Consider the following 20,342-nt stretch of genomic DNA (forward strand, 5'->3'; position numbering starts at 1 on the left):
ACCAATGACCTCGCAGTTCCTCTCCCATTTGCGCACAGAGCTTGCCGGCCTGAAGGAGGCTGGCCTCTACAAGGCGGAGCGTGTCATCACCTCGAAACAGGCGGGTGAGATCGCGATCGCCTCCGGCGAGCGGGTGCTGAATTTCTGCGCCAACAATTATCTCGGCCTTGCAGACAATGCGGAGCTGGCGGAAGCCGGCAAAAAGGCGCTGGATCGCTATGGCTATGGCATGGCCTCGGTGCGTTTCATCTGCGGGACGCAGGAAGAGCACAAGCAGCTCGAGGCCCGGATTTCGTCGTTTCTCGGGATGGAAGACACGATCCTTTATTCCTCCTGCTTCGATGCCAATGGCGGCTTGTTCGAGACGCTGCTTGGTGAAGAGGATGCGATCATCTCGGATGCGCTGAACCATGCCTCGATCATTGATGGCGTGCGGCTCTCCAAGGCCAAGCGTTTCCGCTATGCCAACAATGACATGGCGGCGCTCGAGGAGGAGTTGAAGAAGGCCGAGGGCAGTCGGTTCAAGCTGATCGCCACCGATGGCGTGTTTTCGATGGACGGGATTATCGCCAATCTCCAAGGTGTCTGCGATCTTGCCGAGAAGTATGGCGCGATGGTCATGGTCGATGACAGCCATGCTGTCGGGTTCGTCGGCAAGCATGGGCGCGGCTCGGCGGAGCATTGCGGCGTCGAGGGTAGGGTCGATATCATTACCGGCACGCTCGGCAAGGCGCTGGGGGGCGCCTCTGGCGGCTATACGTCGGCGAAGGCGGAGGTGGTGGAGTGGCTGCGGCAGCGGTCGCGGCCCTATCTGTTTTCAAATACGTTGGCGCCTGTGATTGCGGCTGCGTCGCTTAAGGTCTTCGACCTGATAGATCATGGCGATGCTTTGCGGGCGCGATTGTCGGCCAATGCGGATCTGTTTCGTTCGGAGATGACGAAGCTTGGCTTCACGCTGGCCGGCGAGGGGCATCCGATCATTCCCGTCATGCTGGGGGATGCGAAGCTGGCGCAGGATATGGCGGCGCTGATGCTGAAGAAGGGTGTCTATGTGATCGGTTTCTCTTTCCCCGTAGTGCCGAAGGGGCAGGCGCGCATTCGTACGCAGATGTCGGCGGCGCATTCGGTCGAGGATGTCGAGCGGGCGATTGAGGCGTTTGCCGAGGCTGGGCGGGAGTTGGGTGTGATTTGAGGCGCTGCGAGCGTTCCTCTTCTCCCTGGTGGGGAGAAGATGTCCGGAGGACAGATAAGGGGGCGAGCGGAGCGAGGCTCTGAGCGAAAGCGAAGAGCAGTTGGTCTGGTTTAGGGTGTGCCGTGTGGCCCCATCATCCGCCCTGACGGGCACCTTCTCCCCGGTGGGGAGAAGGGGGAGCGGCGACAATTGGGAGGAATTGAATGTCGAACATGATGAAGGCGCTGGTGAAGTCGAAGGCCGAGGTCGGGCTGTGGATGGAGCAGGTGCCGGTGCCCGAGGTCGGGCCGAACGATGTGCTGATCAAGGTCAGGAAGTCGGCGATCTGCGGCACAGACGTGCATATCTGGAACTGGGACCAGTGGGCGCAGAAGACCATTCCGGTGCCTATGGTCGTCGGCCATGAGTTCTGCGGCGTGATCGCCGAGGTGGGCTCCGCCGTCACCAAGTATCATGTCGGCGAGCGGGTGTCGGGCGAGGGGCATATCGTCTGCGGCAAGTGCCGCAACTGTCGCGCCGGGCGCGGGCATCTGTGCCGCAATACGCTGGGCGTCGGCGTCAATCGTCCGGGCTCCTTCGGCGAGTTCGTCTGCATCCCGGAAGCCAATGTCGTGCCGATCCCCGATGATATTCCAAATGAGATCGCGGCGATCTTCGATCCGTTCGGCAATGCGGTGCATACGGCGCTGTCGTTCGATCTCGTCGGGGAGGACGTGCTGGTGACCGGTGCGGGTCCGATTGGCATCATGGGAGCACTGGTCGCAAAGCGGTCGGGCGCGCGCAAGGTCGTGATCACCGATATCAACCCGCACCGGCTCGATCTCGCCCGCAAGCTCGGTATCGATCATGTCGTCGATGCGTCGAAGGAGAACCTCTCCGACGTGATGACCTCGATCGGCATGACCGAGGGCTTCGATGTCGGGCTGGAAATGTCGGGCGCGGCACCTGCCTTTCGCGACATGATCGACAAGATGAACAATGGCGGCAAGATCGCCATTCTCGGCATCGCGCCTGCCGGTTTCGAAATCGACTGGAACAAGGTGATCTTCAAGATGCTCAATCTGAAGGGCATCTACGGCCGCGAGATGTTCGAGACCTGGTACAAGATGATCGCCTTCGTGCAAGGCGGGCTGGACCTTGCACCTGTGATTACCCACCGCATCGGCATCGACGATTTCCGCGAGGGCTTCGAGGCGATGCGGTCGGGCAACTCAGGCAAGGTGGTGATGGACTGGTGATGGGAGGAGCATGACATGAACTATGAAGGAAGCTGCCACTGCGGCCAGATCGCTTTCGATGTCGAAGGCGATTTCACCTCGGCGATCGACTGCAACTGTTCGCTCTGCCGGCGCCGCGGCGGGTTGCTCGCTTTCGTGCCGCGCGACAAGTTCAGCCTGAAGACGCCACGCGAGGCACTATCGACCTACACATTCAACACCCATGTGATCCAGCATCACTTCTGCAGCAATTGCGGCGTCGGGCCGTTCAGCGAAGGCAAGATGCCTGACGGGACGGAGATGGCCTGCATCAATCTGCGCTGCGTGCCCGCCGTCGATCTCGCGACGATCGAGATCCAGCCTTGGGACGGCAAGTCGCACTAGTCTGTCGGTTGGCTGGAGCCTCGGAGTGAACGGAGGTCGGGTCGAGGAGGTGTGCGGGATATGTGCGACAACTGGTCGTTTCAGAAGAATGCGGCACGCTCTTGTCTTCCCGTGGTGACATCCTATCTATGCTTGGCAACCGCTTCGGCGGCTTGTGGCCTGTGGATAAGGCCTTTTCCAAGTTTTCTCGCGCTTTTTTGCTGGAAAAGCTTGACGAGAACTAAAATTGTGGGAATCACCGTTCGACTTGAATAGCGGTGAACTGGGTCAAGGGCAGATCGCACAACCATGGCCGGACATTTGGTGACATATGAACTCCGTCGTCCGGCGCCGGCAATCGTGGTTAATCAGGCATTAAATGTCATCCCGTTATCTGGGATCAGGTGATTCGAGACGGCCGTTTGCGGTGCGCCGGCTTTGATAGGGCCGTTTTACCGCAGCGAGTTTGAATAGCGTCAGGAAGGCGACGATATACATGGCAACGAAGGTCAAAGAGAACGAAGAAGCGGAAGTCGAACGCGACGGCGGTACCGACGGCCCTCTTCTCGATCTTTCCGATGACGCGGTCAAGAAAATGATCAAGGCCGCCAAGAAGCGCGGCTATGTGACGATGGACGAGCTCAATGCCGTTCTCCCGTCCGAGGAAGTGACATCCGAACAGATCGAAGACACGATGTCGATGCTGTCGGATATGGGCATCAATGTCATCGAAGATGAAGAAGCCGAAGAAGCTGGCGGCAGCGACGGCGGCGACGACGATTCCAGCTCCGACGACGAAAGCGAAGGCGGCGAGCTTGCTCCCTCCGGCGGTACCGCACTTGCGACCGCCAAGAAGAAAGAGCCGACCGACCGCACCGACGACCCCGTGCGCATGTATCTGCGCGAAATGGGCTCGGTGGAGCTTCTGTCGCGCGAAGGCGAAATCGCCATTGCAAAGCGCATCGAGGCCGGCCGCGAAACGATGATCGGTGGCCTCTGTGAGAGCCCGCTGACCTTCCAGGCGATCATCATCTGGCGCGACGAACTCAACGAAGGCACGACGCTGCTGCGCGAGATCATCGATCTCGAAACGACCTATTCCGGTCCCGAGGCAAAGGCTGCTCCGCAGTTCCAGAGCCCCGAGAAGATCGAGGCCGACCGCAAGGCTGCCGAAGAGAAGGAAAAGACCCGCCGTACCCGTTCGGGCGACGACGACATCACCAATGTCGGCGGCGAGGGCCTGCCTCCGGAAGAGGAAGAAGAGGACGAGGACGAATCCAACCTGTCGCTGGCCGCCATGGAAGCGGAACTGCGTCCGCAGGTCATGGAAACGCTCGACATCATCGCCGAGACCTACAAGAAGCTGCGCAAGCTGCAGGACCAGCAGGTCGAGCAGCGTCTGGCTGCAACCGGCACGCTGTCTTCCGCTCAGGAACGCCGCTACAAGGAGCTCAAGGATGAGCTCATCAAGGCCGTGAAGTCTCTGTCGCTGAACCAGAACCGCGTCGACGCCCTCGTCGAGCAGCTCTACGACATCTCCAAGCGACTGATGCAGAACGAAGGCCGCCTGCTGCGCCTCGCCGAATCCTACGGCGTCAAGCGCGACTCGTTCCTGGAACAGTACCAGGGCGCCGAGCTCGATCCGAACTGGATGAAGTCGATCGCCAATCTGGCCGCACGCGGCTGGAAGGAATTCGCCAAGGGCGAAAACACCACGATCCGCGACATTCGCCAGGAGATCCAGAACCTCGCAACGGAAACCGGCATCTCGATCGCCGAGTTCCGCCGCATCGTGTCCATGGTGCAGAAGGGCGAGCGCGAAGCGCGTATCGCCAAGAAGGAAATGGTCGAAGCGAACCTTCGCCTCGTCATCTCCATCGCCAAGAAGTACACGAACCGCGGCCTGCAGTTCCTCGACCTCATTCAGGAAGGCAATATCGGCCTGATGAAGGCGGTCGACAAGTTCGAATATCGCCGTGGTTACAAGTTCTCGACCTATGCGACGTGGTGGATCCGTCAGGCGATCACCCGCTCGATCGCCGACCAGGCCCGCACGATCCGTATTCCGGTGCATATGATCGAAACGATCAACAAGATCGTTCGTACCTCGCGCCAGATGCTGCACGAGATCGGCCGCGAACCGACGCCGGAAGAACTGGCCGAGAAGCTCGCCATGCCGCTCGAAAAGGTCCGCAAGGTCCTGAAGATCGCCAAGGAGCCGATCTCGCTCGAAACGCCTGTCGGTGACGAAGAAGATTCGCATCTCGGCGATTTCATCGAGGACAAGAACGCGCTTCTGCCGATCGACGCGGCCATTCAGGCGAACCTGCGCGAAACGACGACGCGTGTTCTCGCATCGCTCACGCCGCGCGAAGAGCGCGTGCTGCGCATGCGCTTCGGCATCGGCATGAACACCGACCATACGCTCGAAGAAGTCGGCCAGCAGTTCTCGGTTACCCGCGAACGTATCCGTCAGATCGAAGCGAAGGCGCTGCGCAAGCTGAAGCACCCGAGCCGCTCGCGTAAGCTGCGGTCGTTCCTCGACAGCTAAGTCGCGGAAGTATGTCATTCGAAAAGCCGGGCCTTGTGTCCGGCTTTTCTCGTTTCTGACGGTGCTTGGCTGGGGATTATGCGCCCTGGCGTTCACGCCCTTGTCAGGTGTGCGTGTTTTTTGCCTTTAAGGCTTGATGATGCCTTCTTAAAAGGCCACATCGACAACTTGTCGTTCAGCATTGCGTGGGTATGGCCAAGGCAACGGAAAAGCAATTGGGGTTGTTCGGCTGGGGCGTCATCGCCTCGGTGCTGCTTCATATTGTCGTCGTTGCTGGCTTTCTGATCAAGCTGCCGCAGCCGACGCCGCCTCCTCAGGAGGAGACGGTCAATGTCGAGATGGTGCCGCCGCCGGAGGAAAAGAAGCCCGAAGAGAAGAAGCCGGAAGAACAGGCTGCGCTGAAGGTGCCGGAAGAGCCGAAGGCCGAGGAGAAGAAACCCGAGCAGCCGGCTGCGGCTGAAAAGCCCGCCGACGAACAGAAGCCGGAAGAAAAGAAGGCCGAGCAAAAGCCACCGGAGCCCAAGCAGGAAGAAGCCAAGGCCGAACCGCCACCGCCGCCACCAAAGCCGCCGGAGGAGAAGCCGCCGGAAGCGCCCAAACCGCCTGAAGAAAAGCCGCCCGAGCCGCCGCCGCCTGAAAAGCCTCCCGAAGAAAAGCCTCCAGAAGAAAAGCCGCCGGAGGAGAAGAAGGCCGAGGAGCCGCCGAAGCCTGATCCGGCCGAACAGGCAAAGGCCGACCAGCAGCCGAAGGGCCCCGACGGCAAGCCGCAACCGATCCAGCCGCTGCGCCCCGTCTTCGAATTTGGCGACGAGGCGAGCGGCCCGAGGAAGGCCGAGGATGGCGATGCTTCCACCGAGGCGGGGAAACCTGCTGGCGCGCCCGATGCGGAAAAGCCCACGGATGATCCCGCATCGGCTGGAAAACCCAATGCCGACGACAAGCCGCCGGCCAAGCCAATGCCTGACGATATCAACCTGCCGCAGGTCGATGTGGCCGATGCGCATCAGGAAAACAACGGGCCGGCCGCCGAGGCAACCGGTGTGGTGACCACCGAGATCACGCAGGCCAAGCCGACGGAGGTCGCCAAGGCGGACCCGGCCGCCAGTGCCGCTCCGGCGGCCGATCCGCTGACCAAGGTGAAGAAGCTCTATTCGCAGAACGATACGGGCGGCGACGTGGCGCGGACGGCGATCGACGGCATGCCGCGCGGCATGCGCGTTGCCGAACTCTGCACGACGGAACTGCGCGAGCAGCTCAGGCACTCGCCGCAGGGGTTCCGGCCGGAGCTCTTGCCGTCCTACCGCCTGCAGCAGGGCAATGTGCTGGAGATCAAACGCGGCGCCTTTCGTGCCAGTGCGCGCTGGTACGATATGAGCTTCCGCTGCGAGGTCGATACCGACGGAACCAAGGTGCTAAATTTCGCCTATGACGTCGGCGCCGCGATCCCGAAGTCGCAGTGGCGCAGCCGCGGGTTCCCCGATTTCTGATGGATGGATGCGGACGCCGTTGTAGCGCCCGCGAGCCTTGATCGAGGCCTATTTGCTGCTGCCTGCAATCAGCGACGGCAGTTCGGCGAAGAGGGCGTCACGGGCGCGAACGCCTGCCGTGCCCTCGGTCTTCTTGTCGTCCTGGATCAGGCGGGCGAAGACCACCGTCCGATCGCCCTTCGTCGCCCAGCCGACGAACCAGCCCCAGGGATGCTCTTCGTCGAATGTGTAATCGGGCAGCCTCGGATAGGCCATGCCGGTCTTGCCCTGCACCGACCAGCCATCCGGCAGCTCGGTCTTCTCGACAACCTTCAACGTCATCTCCGTCGCATGGGCGCTGACGGGAAGCTGGCGGTTCACCAGCTTGCGCAGGAAGGCCACCTGTTCCAGCGGCGATATCTTCAGCGACGAGGCGATCCATGCCCGGTCGAGGCCGTTGTTCTTGCCCGTGTCGCCGGAGAAGTCGGCATTGCCGTAGCTCAGCTTCGTCGCGTACTCGTGAAGCGTCTTTTCACCGAGCGCGTGGGTGATGCGCTGCGAGAACCAGACGACCGAGTATTTCAGCCAGCGGACGGCATCCGTCGGCTTCTTCCAGTTCTCGCCGCCCCAATCGGGATCGCCCTTGCGAAAGTTGAGGGTCGGCGTGTGCTCGTCGTTCAGGAAATCGCTATCATAGCCGATGACGCTCAGCGCCACCTTGAAGGTCGAGGCCGGCGTGACGCGGCCCTCGCAATCGCCCTCTTGGACAATCGTCTCTCCGGTCTTGGCGTCAGTCACGACAGTACAAATATTCTTGGCTTGCGCGGTCGTGCCCATCGCGGCGAGCGCTGCGGCGGCAAGCAGGGTGGAGCGGAGATGCATGGAATGGCCCTTTCATGGTGGCTTTTGCAGGATAGCTACCAGTCGTTTGACCGTGCGACAAAGGACCAATACTAGATGAAGCCATTAGAAAAATTGGGGCTTCATCATGGTTCGGCCATATCTTCCGTTGAACGCCTTCCGGGCTTTCGAAGCGTCTGCGCGGCATCTGAGCTTCACCAAGGCGGCGATCGAGCTCAACGTCACGCAGGCGGCCGTCAGCCATCAGGTGATCGCTCTTGAGGCGCAGCTCGGTGTGACGTTGTTTCGGCGGCTTCCGCGCGGGTTGATGATCACGGCGGAGGGCGACAGTCTGCTGCCAGTGTTGCGCGACAGTTTCGATCGCATGGCTGGTGCTGTCGAGCGGCTGCGTGACGGGCATGTGCGCGAGGTGCTGACGGTCGGCGCGGTCGGGACTTTCGCTGTCGGCTGGCTGCTGCCACGCTTGCCATCGTTTCAGGAGCGCTACCCCTATGTCGACCTCAGGCTTTCCACCAATAACAACCGGGTCGACTTGGCGGCCGAAGGGCTCGATCTCGCCATCCGCTTCGGCGGTGGGGCGTGGCATGCGACGGAGGCGACGCGGCTCTTCGAGGCGCCGCTGTCTGTTCTCTGCAGACCCGATCTCGCTGAGCATCTCAAGCGACCTGAGGATCTCTTGGGCCAGGTTCTCCTGCGCTCCTATCGGCCGGACGAGTGGACGCGGTGGTTCGAGGCTGCCGGCGTTTCGCATCCGGGGTTGATGCAGAAGAGCATCGTGTTCGACACCTCGCTGGCGATGATGGAGGCGATCCAGCAGGGGATCGGGGTGGGGCTCGCGCCGCCGAAGATGTTCGAGCGCTATCTGGCGTCCGGCCTGGTGGCGCAGCCATTCGCGATCACGGTATCGATGGGGAGCTATTGGCTGACGCGGCTGCATTCGCGCCCTGTGACGCCCGCGATGGCGGCGTTCTCTCAGTGGATCACGTTGGTGATTGCACAAAGTGATGAGGCAGGATGTTAGGGAAATAACAGAAGTTTTGCTGAACGGTCTGGAAGCGTTTTCGAAATGCGCTAAGTTGGGTGTGTCGAAGTGAAACGGAATCGTTAATCGTCTTCCGCTCCAGTCCGACACAAGCATGACCGCCTAGCTTTGTCCCATCGCCGGATGTTAGCGGCACAAGAGGGGACAATGACATGTCGAACGAAATCGAGCGCTTTTTCGAACAGCAGGACGAAGCCACCAAGGTGGCGATCATCGAAAGCCGTGGCGACGAGTTGACCGACATGCTGGTATCAGCGCTCGAAGACGCGCTTTCCATCCTCCACGGCGAAATGCAGCCCGAAACATTGCACTGATCGTTGACGCCTCGATAGAGGCTGAACCGAACGCGTGAGGCCCGCTTGGCTCATCCCGTTGCATTGGACAGCTTTATCACGGGCTATTCCTGGGGTCGCGATCCAGTGGGCCGGTCGCCTTCCGAGGTGTTTCGGCTGGAGCGCGCAGGTACGCCCGCGCTCTATCTCAAGCGCGAGGCGCGGAGTGGCTATGGCGAGTTGGCTGATGAGGCTGCGCGCTTGCGGTGGTTGTCCGGCCAGGGGATGCCGTGTCCCGATATCATCGCTTTCACCGCCGACGACGACTATGATTGGCTGCTGATGAGCGCCTTGCCGGGGCGCGATCTTGCTTCGGACCTAGTGCTTGATGCCGAGGCGAGGGTGGTCATGCTGGCCTCGGCGTTGCGCGCGCTTCATTCTCTCGACATTGCCTCTTGCCCCTTCGATCACCGTTGGTCGAAGCGGCTTGCCGTCGCGGAGCGGCGTATGCGCGCCGGGTTGGTCGATGAAGGGGATTTCGACGAGGCGCGGCTTGGGCGGAGCGCCGCCGACCTCTATTCAGAGCTTTGCCGGATGCAAGTTGACGTGGAGGACCTGGTCGTCACGCATGGTGACGCCTGCCTGCCTAACTTCGTGGCATCGGGTGATGCCTTCGCCGGCTGTATCGATTGCGGCCGTCTTGGCGTTGCCGATCGCTACCAGGATATCGCGCTCGCCTGCCGCAGCATCGTCGCGAATTTCGGTGAGACGCTCGTCGAGCCGTTTTGTTGGCACTACGGCATCGTGTCGTTGGATGCTGGAAAAATGCTGCGATATCAGATGTTTGATGAGTTCTTCTGACCGGCTGATTCAAGTTGGTCACGACGTCCGCACGTTTCGATCACCGCAACGTTATGCCGTCTTGCCTGTAAACGAGCGAGGGGCTCCCCATATGGATGTCATGAGCATCCAGGGAGCCGCCGATGTCCGCCCAGCCGATGAAGATACCCGGTCCGGATCATCCGATCACGATTGAGCCCAATCCGAAGCGTGTGATGGTCAGATGGAACGACCGCGTGATTGCCGATAGCCGCAAGGCATTGACGTTGAAGGAGGCGAGCTATCCCGCCGTCTTCTATATTCCTCGCAGTGACGTGGATATGACCTTGCTGGCTCACAGCATGCACAAGAGCTTTTGCCCCTACAAGGGCGAGGCGTCCTATTACAGCATCGCGTCGGACGGCGAGCGTTCGGAGAACGCGGTCTGGAGCTATGAAGATCCCTCGGATGCCGTCAGCGAGATCAAGGGCTATGTCGCCTTCTACCCTGATCGTGTCGGTTCCATCGAGGAATTGACGAGCTAGGGGAGGCGAGACGCCGACGGCTTAGGGAGACCTGGGTTCGGCGATCGGTCGCTGCAAACCTGTCTCTGAAAAATCAAGGATCGGTCCGGCAGGGAAACCGGACCAATCCCCGTAACTGATCGGAGGTCAATCGGATCAGAAAAGGCAAACTTGTGAAAGGTGCCCCGGCCTAGACCGGGGCGCCGATAGTCAAATTAGAAAGCGCGCTGCAGGCGGAAGAAGCCCTTGGTTACGCTGTCTTCGTGGTCAACGTCGGTGTAGTCGACGGTAGCCTTGGCGTAGAGGTTGTCTACGATCTGGTAGTCAACGGTTACGCCGACCTTCCAAGCGTCGTTAGACGAGAAGTCGGTGTTCGTTGCGTTGTGGCCGTAGTTGCCGAAGTACTGAGCCATCGGGGTGATGGTCCACTTGTCGGTAACCTTGGCTGCGTATTCAGCAGCAACGGTCCACTCGGATTCGTCGTAGTAGCTGTTGATGCCCGATGCATAAACAGCAGCCAGGCCGAGGGTGCCAGGTCCGATGTCAGCGAAGAGCATGCCACGGATCGCACCTTCTTCGGTGTCCGTGTCGTAGCCGCCGATGAGCTGGTAGGATACTACGCCAGCCTTGCCGCCGATTGCTGCAGCAACACCGACCGGGTTACTGGAGGTCGTGCCGTTCGTGCGGCCAGCGCCGTCTTCCAGTTCGTCAACCGAAATACCAGCGTAGAAGTCGCCGGATTCGTACTGGTAACGAATGGAGTTGTGCAGGGTCTGGTAGCTGGACAGAACGTCCGGCTCGCCGCTCAAGTCGTCATCCCACCAGCTGTAGAACAGACCAGCGCGCAGGCCAGCGATGTCGATGTAAGCGGAGTCCAGCGTGGACGTCGTGGAAGCGTTGTCGCCGTTGTTACGCAGAACGATAACGCCGGTGAGCGGGCCGTACTCGGTGTCGCTCTTTGCGGTGAAGGAAACCTGAGCGCGCGTACGAGCGTTCCAGTCAGACGTACCCTTCTGGTTCGGGCCGCCGTATACTTCAAAACGCAGGTAACCGCCGACCTTGAGGCAGGTTTCGGTGCCTGGGATGTAGAAGTAGCCGGTGCCGTAAGCGTCGCAGACGCGAACGTATTCTACTGCTTCAGGCTCAGCTGCAACGATAGCGTCGGCAGCGAAGACGGGGGACGCGGCGGCAGCGAGAGCTGCTGCGGACGTCAGCATAACCATCCGAATGTTCATTTGAAATCCATTTCCTTTTAGAAGAGACCGTCGCCACACACTGGGAGGTGATAGGCAACCGTTCCGGTAAACAGCCTTTCGGCACGCGGATCAGCGAACCGCTGACTGTCTTCTCTCATCCCTCAGTAAATCTATCAATTCGGAAGGTAGCGAAATCGTTGTTTGTGAAAGTTGTTAGGTTGGAAATGTGATTAATTTGCCACAATATCAATTGGTTAGACAAATTGACGCAGTGCCCCGACAGCTGCGGAGCAACATAATATCAAGTTATTTCGGGTGCCCCGGGAGAGCACATTGGTGCCGCCAAGAAAACACATTGACGTCAATGTCGGCCAGATAATGTCGCGTTGCAGCAAAATGAAGAGGGGGCATTGGAACGCTATGTTCCAAATTTGGAACGAAACTTTTCACTCGGCAGTTGGCATCTTTCATCCGGCGGCGTATGCGACACGCCCGAGGGATGTATTTTAGCATCTCTTTGCAAAAGGAATGACTGATGCCGGCGACCGAAACCAACTTCCCGGACATGAACGATTATGCTTATTTTGCAGCGGTTGTACGCTATGGCGGCTTCTCCGCGGCAGGGCGCGTGTTGGGCTTGCCGAAGTCGAAACTCAGCCGCCACATTACCGCGCTGGAAGATCGGCTGGGCGTCCGATTGATCGAAAGAACGGTCCACCGGTTCCGAGTGACGGAAATCGGTCAATCACTATATGTTTACTGTGAGAACATGCTCCGTGAAGCGGAACGTGCCACCAAAGCTGTTGCCGATGCCAATGGCGAACCGCAAGGGACGATCAGACTCAGCGTCCCCACGGGTTTGCTGGAGGGTTCGCTCGGCGCTATCTTTCCCGAGTTCCTGTTGCTTCATCCGAAGATCCAGCTGCAGATTCTTGCTACCGACCAGCGAGTCGACATTATCAATGATCGACTCGATCTCGCCATCCGGGCGCAATTGACGGAAGAGACAGATGCGGAATTGACCATGCGGGTCTTGAGCAAGGTCGATCTCATCCTTGTCGCCAGCAAGGACATGGCAGCGCGACTGCCCACGGGGGAGGGAATCGAATCGCTTGATGGCGTGCCGACCGTCTCGTTTACCAGCGGCATGGCCGAGTGGCGCGAGGTCGACGTCTGGGACTTCACCGGCCCGGATGGCGCGCTTTACAGGCACGAGCATCGACCGCGCATGAGCTGTCGCAGCGTGCCGGCCGTTCTGGAAGCGATTCACGCGGGCGTCGGCGTCGGGCTGCTTCCCGATATTGTCTGCGCCGAAGGCCTGCGTCACGGAACGCTGGTCCGCCTGTTGCCTGATTATCAAATGTCACAGGCGACCATCTATCTGGTGTTCACGGCATCGCGCGGCCTGCCGACGGCGGTGCGCACGCTTGTGGACTTCCTCGTCGAGCGCTTCCGGACGTTCAACGTCGCGATCGAGGGTGATCGCGCGGGCGCGGCGTGACTTGTTTCTGCCCGGCGCATCGACATCTTGCCCAACAGGCATGGCGCCTATCTTGAAGAGGGTGTCGGTTCGGGTGCGTTTCGTTCGTCCTTGAAGCGATGCCAACGTTCAAGGGAGAGAGACCATGTCTTATATCGACGGTTTTATCGTGGCCGTGCCGAAGAAGAATATCGAGGCCTACAAGGCGCTCTCGGCCAAGGCCGGCGCAATCTGGAAGTCATATGGCGCCAAGGACTATGTCGAATGCGTCGCCGACGACGTGCCGTACGGCGAGTTGACGTCGTTTCCGCGTGCGGTTCAGGCGACCGATGACGAGGTCGTGGTGTTTTCGTGGATCACCTACGATTCGCGCGAACAGCGCGATGAGATCAATGCCAAGGTCATGGCCGATCCCGCGCTGCAGGACACCGCGTGCTACGATATCTTCGATGCCAAGCGGATGATCTACGGCGGCTTCGTTCCGCTGCTTTGGCTTTGACGCGGACCGATCGCCGGCATTGACATGGCGGCGGGTGCGCGCGACCTCTGGGCGGAGTTCATGTCCGGAGGTGCCCCCATGCCACAAAAGATTCTCAGCCTGCAGACCCGCGGGCAGGGCCTTTACGAGTTTACCGATCAGATCGCTGCCTTCGTGCGTTCCGCAAATGTCGAATCCGGGCTGCTCACCGTTTTCGTGCGGCACACCTCTTGTTCGCTGCTCATTCAGGAGAATGCCGATCCGGATGTGCGCACCGATCTCAACGGTTTCTTTCGCCGCCTCGTGCCGCCATCGTCCGATCCGTCGATGCGCTGGATCGTTCACACGATGGAGGGGCCGGATGACATGCCCGCGCATATCAAGGCGGCGTTGACGCAGGTCTCGATCGGAATTCCCGTCATGGACGGGCGGCTTGTTCTCGGCACCTGGCAGGGGATTTATCTGTTCGAACACCGCGAAATTCCGCACCGGCGCGAGGTCGTGCTGCATCTTGGCAACTGAACCAAATGTGAACGGGCGGTTCGAACATCGTTCATTTTCAGGCGTTTATCGTTTGTCCAATCCCGCAAGGGAGACCATCGATAACAAATGAAAGCATGAACATGACCCATTTTATCGCCAAAGCTTCGTTCGCCGCCATCCTTGCAATTGCGTCCATCCCCGCGACGTTCTCGGTTGCGTCAGCCGCCAGCCCTGAGCGTGCATCGGTCATCGAGATCCAGTACCACCGCCCCGCTCCGCCGCGCGCATGCTCGCCGATCCGGGCTGTCGAGAAGGCGCGTTATGCCGGTCTGCGCAATGCGCGTGTGACCGATATCACGCCGCGCCGCGTCGTCGTTTCCGGCCGTGGCTATCGCGGTCATTGGGACCGGATGTTCTTCGCGAATGTTCGCGGTTGCCCCGAGATTCGCCGCTAGTCGGATCGCGCCACAATAGGAACTGCATCGCCTTGGCCGCGCCATTTTCAGCCTGCTTTGTGCGAATCGCATAACAATGCGTTTATCCGGGAGGGCCGTTCTTCCGACCGGCCGAGAGAATCGAAAAAGGAGCGCGGTTGCAATCGCGTGATATGGAGATTTCGATGATGCAGTTTCTGACCAAGGCGGGGATTGCCCTGGTACTGGGCGCCGGCACGCTTGCCGGCGCTACGGTTCCGGCCTCCGCTCAGGTGGACATCTATATAGACGGCGGCCGTCCGCCACCGCCTCCGGGCTACGGGCGCCCACCACCGCCCCCAGGCTATGGCCGGCCGCCACCGCCGCCGGTTTATGGCCGCCCACCGCCGCCACCTCCGTATTATGGCGGCCGGCCGCGTGGTTGCGATCCGCGTCTCGCCGAGGACAAGGCGATGGATTATGGCTTCCGCCGTGCCCGCGTGGTCGATATCACGCCGCGCCGAGTGATCGTGCAGGGCTTCACGCGTCGTGGGCCCGATGAGATCACTTTCGGCAACGTTCGTGGTTGCCCGGTCCTGCGCTGACAGGCCGGTTTTCGATAGTTTGAAATGAAACCACCCCTGCCTGCGTGGAGACGCGGACAGGGGTGGTTTTCGTTTTGGGGCGGTGTTTCGGTCGCTGTTGCGGTGGTCAGGCCTTGGGCGCGTTCGCGGCTTCGCCGGCGGCCGAGGTGGCAAGCGGTGCCTGGCTGTCGGAGGAGACGACCGATGTCGGCAGCGGCGTGCCGCGCTTGCGTTCGCGGGCAAGCGTCAGCAGGCCGGAGCAGATGATCAGCAAGATGCCGCCCGCCATCGGCAGATCGACCGAGTCGTCGAAGATCAGGTAGCCGAAGGCGATCGCCCATAGCATTTGACTGTATTGCGGCGGCGCGACGAGGTTGGCGGGCGCAATGCGTGCTGCGGTCATGAGGAGCACGTTGCCGGCGGCGCCGAGCAGGCCGTAGCTTGCGATGAACAGCCACTGACGCGGTGTCGGCATGACGAATTGCGAGGCCATCAGGACGCCACTGACGATGATGGTGCCGAGCAGGGCGGCGCCGTAGAGCGACAGGCGCTTTTCAGCCGGTCCCATCTTTCTCAGCACAACGATCGAGATTGCCGCCGTCAGGCCGCCGATTGCCGCGGCGAGATGGCCGATCGAGAGTTCGCGGAAGCCAGGACGCAGCACCACCAGAACGCCGAGGAAGCCGACGATGACGGCGGCCCAGCGCTGCCAGCGGACATCTTCCTTCAAAAATATGACGGATAGGATGGTGACGAAGGAGGGCAGCAGGAAGAGCAGGCAGAAGGCTTCCGCCATGGGCAGCAGCGTGAAGGTGATGATCGAGGCAATCGCGCCGATCGCGCCGCAGACGAAGCGCAGCAGCCACAAAGTGCGGTTCGTGGTGCGGACGACATCGAGCCACGAGTCTTCCTTGGCCTTGATGAAGGGCAGGGCGGCGGTGCCGAACAGGGCGCCTATGAAGGCGATCTCGTAAGATGGAATGCTGCCGTGGAGGATCTTGATCGACGCGTCGCTGAACGCGAACACGGCATAGGCGGCAAACGCGATGAGAACGCCGCGCGCGGGCGAATGAGGAGCAGTCATGGGAGCAGAATCAGCTTGCAGAGAGAGTGGGGCGCCGGAGCATCGTTACCGACCAAGGGCGGTATAGTTCAGAATGTTGCTCTGCACAATTGCAGAGCAAGACAGACCGCTCTTAAAGCAAATGGTGTGATCACCACGCCACGCCGTGCCACGCTGTGCCTTGCATGGCGGCGATCCGCCACCACGTATTGTTGGCCTTAAGGTGATCAGTTGGTGCCGCGTCTGAGCGCTGGGCCGTAGTCGCGGTAGATGCTGAGGCAATCGGTATAGCTCAGCGATTCATTCGCGCCGTAGATCACATGCGCGCTGGATGCATTGGTGGACGCTTCCTCTGATACGAAGAGGATGGCTTCGCCGAGCGATTTGCCTGTTATCGGCGCATCGGTGCCATCGTCGAGCGTTATTCCCTTTATGACTGCGGCAATCTCGCGGTGGCTGAAAACTGCCTGTCTGTCTTCCGGTGTCATTGCCTTTACCTCGAACTGAAAATGGATGGTTCTATCGTTGCCGGCCAATAGCAGCGCCGACGATCGTGCGATGCCATCGCCTTGCGGGTTCGATGGCAGGCAGACGTGCGCGAGCACGGCCTTTTCGCGTCTGTATTGGTCGACCGAGTGTCGCGGGCGGCCGCCAGCGTCGGATATCCGATCGACATATTATGGACATATGGCCCGATCGCCGCCGGACAAGATCGCTTCCTTCAATACCCTGTGAATTTAGAAGTAGCGGGCGTGAATTCGCGCGGTGATTGCGGGCGAAGGCTGCATGGCGGCGAATTGGCAAGTGCTATCAGGATCGCTATATCAGGCCGCAACAGGTGCAAGTATCGGCTGAAAGGTGAACCGACATGTTTCAAACGGCGAAGATCGATCAGGCCGACAAGAAGGAATTCTACCGCGAGCTCGCGCAGCAGCTGACCGGGCTGCTGCACGGCGAGCGTGATGTGATCGCCAACGCGGCCAATACCGCGGCGCTGATGTTCGAGATGATGCCGGAGCTCAACTGGGCCGGTTTCTATTTCCTGAAATCGAAGGACGAGCTGGTGCTCGGGCCGTTTCAGGGGCGCACCGCCTGCGTCCGGATCGCGGTCGGACGCGGGGTGTGCGGGACGGCGGTCGAGAAGGGCCAGTCGATCCTCGTCGAGGACGTGCATGCCTTCCCCGGCCATATCGCCTGCGACGCGGCCTCGCGCTCGGAGCTTGTCGTGCCGCTCAGCCACAATGGCGATATCCTCGGCGTCATCGATCTCGACAGCCCGATGCCTGCGCGGTTCGATGCGGACGATCAGGCGGGGATCGAGGCGCTGGCTGAGATTTTCGTTTCTGCCAGTTACTGACGTCAAATCCACTCAATGAACGAGAAGAGGCTGCGCCCGGACAGAGCGCAGCCTCTTTTGTTTATCCTGTCACTCAGGACTTCTTCTTCTTGGCCTCATCGTCGATCAGCTCGTACCACATGGCGTTGAGGACGGCGAAGGCGGCCGCGAGCGGCAGGCCAAGGATCCATGCGAAATACCACATCCTATTTCTCCTTCAGTATGCGTGACCGCTTTTGTCGGTGATCTGCTTCTCGTCGACCTTGCCCCAGAGCACTTTGTAGACCCAGGCGGTATAGGCGAGGATGATCGGCAGGAAGATCAGCGTGACGACAAGCATGATGAACAGCGTCAGGTGGCTCGATGATGCATCCCAGACCGTCAGGCTCGACTTCGGATCGAGCGAGGAGGGCAGGATGAAGGGGAACATCGAGACGCCGACGGTCGAGATGATGCCGAAGATCGACAGCTTGCTGAAGAGCAACGTGCCGATCTCCAGCCTGGCGCGGATAGCGATCAGGGTGGCGACGGCACCGGCGAAGCCGGCGACGGGGGCGATCATCATCCAGGGATAGGTGCCGTAATTGGCGAGCCACGAGCCCTCATGGGCTGCCGTCTTCAGAAGCGGGTTCGAGGGGCCGTCGGTAACGATGGCGCTCGAGATCGTGTAGCCGTTGACACCCAGCGCCAGGAAGACGCCGCCGAGCGCGAAGAGCACGATGACGAGGATGGCTGCGATGCTGCCATAGCCACGCGCGCGCTCCGCCACGGGACCGCTCGATTTCAGCACCAGCCAGGCGGCGCCGTGCATGCTGAACATCGCGACGGAGAGCAGACCACAGAGCAGGGCATAGGGGTTGAGCAAGCCGACGAACGAACCTTCATAGAAGATGCGCATATCTGCCGGATCGAAGCGGAAGGGCACGCCCTGCAGCACGTTGCCGACGGCGACGCCGAAGATCAGCGACGGAACGAAGCCGCCGATGAAGAGCGCGAGATCCCAATTGCCGCGCCAGCGGGCGCTCTCCCGCTTCGAACGGTACTTGAAGGCGACCGGCCGAAGGATGAGGGCAAGCAGGATGGCGAACATCGCGAGATAGAAGCCGGAGAAGGAGACCGCATAGAGCGGCGGCCAGGCGGCGAAGACGGCGCCACCGCCGAGGATCAGCCAGACCTGGTTTCCTTCCCAGACCGGGCCGATCGTGTTGATGGCGACGCGTCGTTCCGTATCCGTCTTGGCGACGAATGGGAGCAACATGCCGACGCCGAGGTCGAAGCCGTCGGTGGCGGCGAAGCCGATGAGGAGGACGCCGAGAAGCAGCCACCAGATGAGGCGCAGGGTTTCATAGTCGATGAGTTCGTGCAGGATCATGATCAATCACTCCGCGGCAGGAACGAGGGTTTCGGAAATCAGCTCGGCTTCCGGCTCGTTGTCCGGTTCCGGGCCTTTCTTGATGGCCTTCACCATCAGCGTCATCTCGATGATGATGAGCACCGTGTAGAGCGCCGCGAAGCCGAGAATGGTCAAAAGCACGGTGCTGGCGCCGAGGCTGGAGACGGCGGCGGCCGTCGGCAGCACGCCTTCGATGATCCAGGGCTGGCGTCCGACCTCGGCAACCACCCAGCCGAACTCGATGGCGATGAAGGGCAGCGGGATCGCCAGGACAGCGACGCGCAACAGCCAGGGATGGGCGTCGAGGCGGCGGCGGGCCGAGAGCCAGAAGAAGGTCGCGGTCAACAGAATAAAGAAGACGCCGAGCCCGACCATGATGCGGAACGACCAGAAGAGGGTCGGCACATGCGGGATGGTATCGCGGGCGGCCTGGTCGATCTGCTGATCGGTGGCGGTGCGGGGATCGTCGACATAGCGCTTCAGGAGCAGGGCATAGCCGAGCTGGTGGCCGAGATCCTCGAAGGCGCTCTTGGTTTCCGCGGTGATCTTTTCGGGCGAGCCGGCGGCGCGGATCTGCATCAGCGCGTCATAGGCCTTGATGCCCTCGCGGATGCGGGTCTTTGCGTGTTCCTCGAGCTCATTGATCCCGGGAATGACCGTATCCAGCGAGCGGGTGCCGATCAGGCCCATGACCCAGGGGATATGGACGGCGAAGTGGGTCTCGCGCGCCTGTTGATCAGGAAAGCCGATGGCGGTGAAGGGGGCCGGCGCCGGCTCCGTTTCCCACATGGCCTCGATGGCGGCGAGCTTCATCTTCTGGTTTTCGGTGGCCAGATAGCCGCTTTCGTCACCCAGCACGACGACCGAGAGCGCCGAGGCGAGGCCGAAGGAGGCGGCGACCGTCATCGAGCGCTTGGCGATCTCGATGTGCCGACCCTTGAGCAGATACCAGGCCGAAACACCGAGCACGAAGATGGAGGCACAGACGTAGCCGGCCGAGACGGTGTGGACGAACTTCGCCTGGGCGACCGGGTTGAAGACCACGTCGAAGAAGCTGGTCACTTCCATGCGCATGGTCTGCGGGTTGAGCGCCGATCCAACTGGGTTCTGCATCCAGCCGTTGGCGACGAGGATCCAGAGTGCCGAGAAGTTCGAGCCCAGCGCCACGCACCATGTCGCCACGAGGTGACCGACCTTGGAGAGCTTGTCCCAGCCGAAGAAGAACAGGCCGACGAAGGTGGCCTCGAGGAAGAAGGCCATCAGCCCTTCGATCGCCAGGGGCGCGCCGAAGATGTCGCCGACATAGTAGCTGTAGTAGCTCCAGTTCATGCCGAACTGGAATTCCATGACGATGCCGGTGGCGACGCCGATGGCGAAGTTGATGCCGAAGAGCACGCCCCAGAACTTCGTCATCTGCCGCCAGATCTGGCGGCCGGTCATGACGTAGACGGTCTCCATGATGGCGAGCAGCACGGCGAGGCCAAGCGTCAGCGGTACGAAGAGGAAGTGATAAAGCGCTGTCAGCGCGAATTGAAAACGCGATAAGTCGACAATGTCTAGTTCCATAGTCTTTCTCCCACGCCCCATGGGGGTACGAAGATTTTCCGCC

General features: G+C 60.8%; 22 protein-coding genes. 15 read left to right on the forward strand and 7 right to left on the reverse strand.

Annotated features, from left to right (window positions below):
• Positions 1-4 precede the first annotated feature (4 nt).
• From ACIQUB_RS02250 to ACIQUB_RS02270, 5 genes are all read left to right on the forward strand, one after another.
• Positions 5-1,192 carry a glycine C-acetyltransferase gene (locus tag ACIQUB_RS02250; protein ID WP_113236392.1) on the forward strand — a complete coding sequence of 396 codons (1,188 nt, stop codon included), beginning with the start codon at positions 5-7 and terminating at the stop codon, positions 1,190-1,192.
• 203 nt (positions 1,193-1,395) lie between these two features.
• Complete coding sequence (gene tdh, locus ACIQUB_RS02255) at positions 1,396-2,430, forward strand: L-threonine 3-dehydrogenase (RefSeq protein WP_113236393.1); 1,035 nt, start codon at positions 1,396-1,398, stop codon at positions 2,428-2,430.
• Between the two features lie 15 nt (positions 2,431-2,445).
• A complete protein-coding gene (locus tag ACIQUB_RS02260) occupies positions 2,446-2,793 on the forward strand; it encodes a GFA family protein (RefSeq protein ID WP_047505981.1) in 348 nt (115 codons plus the stop codon).
• Positions 2,794-3,268: 475 nt separating this feature from the next.
• The gene (rpoD, locus tag ACIQUB_RS02265) at positions 3,269-5,323 is read left to right on the forward strand and encodes an RNA polymerase sigma factor RpoD (RefSeq protein ID WP_113236394.1); all 2,055 of its coding nucleotides are present in this window, start codon (positions 3,269-3,271) and stop codon (positions 5,321-5,323) included.
• Positions 5,324-5,514: 191 nt separating this feature from the next.
• Positions 5,515-6,810, forward strand: coding sequence for a DUF930 domain-containing protein (locus tag ACIQUB_RS02270; RefSeq protein ID WP_402928550.1), 1,296 nt, complete (start codon positions 5,515-5,517; stop codon positions 6,808-6,810).
• 48 nt (positions 6,811-6,858) lie between these two features.
• On the opposite strand, the gene blaOXA is transcribed toward ACIQUB_RS02270, so the two are convergent.
• Positions 6,859-7,671, reverse strand: a complete 813-nt coding sequence (blaOXA, locus tag ACIQUB_RS02275) for a class D beta-lactamase (protein WP_113236396.1) — start codon at positions 7,669-7,671, stop codon at positions 6,859-6,861.
• A gap of 106 nt (positions 7,672-7,777) precedes the next feature.
• Between blaOXA and ACIQUB_RS02280 the strand changes: the two genes are divergently transcribed.
• From ACIQUB_RS02280 to ACIQUB_RS02295, 4 genes are all read left to right on the forward strand, one after another.
• Positions 7,778-8,671, forward strand: coding sequence for a LysR family transcriptional regulator (locus ACIQUB_RS02280; RefSeq protein ID WP_113236397.1), 894 nt, complete (start codon positions 7,778-7,780; stop codon positions 8,669-8,671).
• 173 nt (positions 8,672-8,844) lie between these two features.
• Entirely contained in the window at positions 8,845-9,006 is a 162-nt protein-coding gene (locus ACIQUB_RS02285) for a hypothetical protein (protein ID WP_018897457.1), read from the forward strand.
• Positions 9,007-9,051: 45 nt separating this feature from the next.
• The gene (locus tag ACIQUB_RS02290; RefSeq protein WP_402928555.1) at positions 9,052-9,825 is read left to right on the forward strand and encodes an APH(3') family aminoglycoside O-phosphotransferase; all 774 of its coding nucleotides are present in this window, start codon (positions 9,052-9,054) and stop codon (positions 9,823-9,825) included.
• Between the two features lie 122 nt (positions 9,826-9,947).
• Positions 9,948-10,328 (forward strand): DUF427 domain-containing protein, encoded by a 381-nt coding sequence (locus ACIQUB_RS02295; RefSeq protein ID WP_113236399.1) that lies wholly within the window; start codon positions 9,948-9,950, stop codon positions 10,326-10,328.
• Between the two features lie 194 nt (positions 10,329-10,522).
• On the opposite strand, the gene ACIQUB_RS02300 is transcribed toward ACIQUB_RS02295, so the two are convergent.
• Positions 10,523-11,542 carry a porin gene (locus ACIQUB_RS02300; protein WP_113236400.1) on the reverse strand — a complete coding sequence of 340 codons (1,020 nt, stop codon included), beginning with the start codon at positions 11,540-11,542 and terminating at the stop codon, positions 10,523-10,525.
• A 496-nt stretch (positions 11,543-12,038) separates the two neighbouring features.
• Here ACIQUB_RS02300 and ACIQUB_RS02305 point away from each other — a divergent pair, with 496 nt between their 5' ends.
• The 5 genes from ACIQUB_RS02305 (at position 12,039) to ACIQUB_RS02325 (ending at position 14,962) form a co-directional block, all read left to right on the forward strand.
• Positions 12,039-13,004, forward strand: coding sequence for a LysR substrate-binding domain-containing protein (locus ACIQUB_RS02305; protein ID WP_113236401.1), 966 nt, complete (start codon positions 12,039-12,041; stop codon positions 13,002-13,004).
• 124 nt (positions 13,005-13,128) lie between these two features.
• Complete coding sequence (locus ACIQUB_RS02310; RefSeq protein WP_113236402.1) at positions 13,129-13,482, forward strand: DUF1428 family protein; 354 nt, start codon at positions 13,129-13,131, stop codon at positions 13,480-13,482.
• 78 nt (positions 13,483-13,560) lie between these two features.
• The gene (locus ACIQUB_RS02315) at positions 13,561-13,983 is read left to right on the forward strand and encodes a secondary thiamine-phosphate synthase enzyme YjbQ (RefSeq protein ID WP_113236409.1); all 423 of its coding nucleotides are present in this window, start codon (positions 13,561-13,563) and stop codon (positions 13,981-13,983) included.
• A 101-nt stretch (positions 13,984-14,084) separates the two neighbouring features.
• The gene (locus ACIQUB_RS02320; protein ID WP_111562266.1) at positions 14,085-14,399 is read left to right on the forward strand and encodes a hypothetical protein; all 315 of its coding nucleotides are present in this window, start codon (positions 14,085-14,087) and stop codon (positions 14,397-14,399) included.
• 164 nt (positions 14,400-14,563) lie between these two features.
• Positions 14,564-14,962 carry a hypothetical protein gene (locus tag ACIQUB_RS02325; protein ID WP_402928563.1) on the forward strand — a complete coding sequence of 133 codons (399 nt, stop codon included), beginning with the start codon at positions 14,564-14,566 and terminating at the stop codon, positions 14,960-14,962.
• Positions 14,963-15,068: 106 nt separating this feature from the next.
• On the opposite strand, the gene ACIQUB_RS02330 is transcribed toward ACIQUB_RS02325, so the two are convergent.
• Both ACIQUB_RS02330 and ACIQUB_RS02335 read right to left on the reverse strand, forming a co-directional pair.
• The gene (locus ACIQUB_RS02330; RefSeq protein WP_113236555.1) at positions 15,069-16,025 is read right to left on the reverse strand and encodes a DMT family transporter; all 957 of its coding nucleotides are present in this window, start codon (positions 16,023-16,025) and stop codon (positions 15,069-15,071) included.
• Positions 16,026-16,231: 206 nt separating this feature from the next.
• A complete protein-coding gene (locus ACIQUB_RS02335; RefSeq protein WP_402928566.1) occupies positions 16,232-16,609 on the reverse strand; it encodes a hypothetical protein in 378 nt (125 codons plus the stop codon).
• Positions 16,610-16,872: 263 nt separating this feature from the next.
• Here ACIQUB_RS02335 and ACIQUB_RS02340 point away from each other — a divergent pair, with 263 nt between their 5' ends.
• Positions 16,873-17,361 carry a GAF domain-containing protein gene (locus tag ACIQUB_RS02340; protein ID WP_113236554.1) on the forward strand — a complete coding sequence of 163 codons (489 nt, stop codon included), beginning with the start codon at positions 16,873-16,875 and terminating at the stop codon, positions 17,359-17,361.
• Between the two features lie 73 nt (positions 17,362-17,434).
• On the opposite strand, the gene cydX is transcribed toward ACIQUB_RS02340, so the two are convergent.
• Genes cydX through ACIQUB_RS02355 form a run of 3 tightly spaced genes read right to left on the reverse strand, consistent with a single transcriptional unit; the run spans position 17,435 to position 20,299 of the window.
• Entirely contained in the window at positions 17,435-17,545 is a 111-nt protein-coding gene (cydX, locus tag ACIQUB_RS02345; protein WP_018897469.1) for a cytochrome bd-I oxidase subunit CydX, read from the reverse strand.
• Between the two features lie 12 nt (positions 17,546-17,557).
• Positions 17,558-18,712, reverse strand: coding sequence for a cytochrome d ubiquinol oxidase subunit II (gene cydB, locus ACIQUB_RS02350; protein WP_402928571.1), 1,155 nt, complete (start codon positions 18,710-18,712; stop codon positions 17,558-17,560).
• 6 nt (positions 18,713-18,718) lie between these two features.
• Complete coding sequence (locus ACIQUB_RS02355; RefSeq protein WP_112980094.1) at positions 18,719-20,299, reverse strand: cytochrome ubiquinol oxidase subunit I; 1,581 nt, start codon at positions 20,297-20,299, stop codon at positions 18,719-18,721.
• Between the last annotated feature and the right edge of the window lie 43 nt (positions 20,300-20,342).

This window comes from Rhizobium sp. NPDC090275 (assembly GCF_044772225.1).
Lineage (GTDB): Bacteria > Pseudomonadota > Alphaproteobacteria > Rhizobiales > Rhizobiaceae > Rhizobium.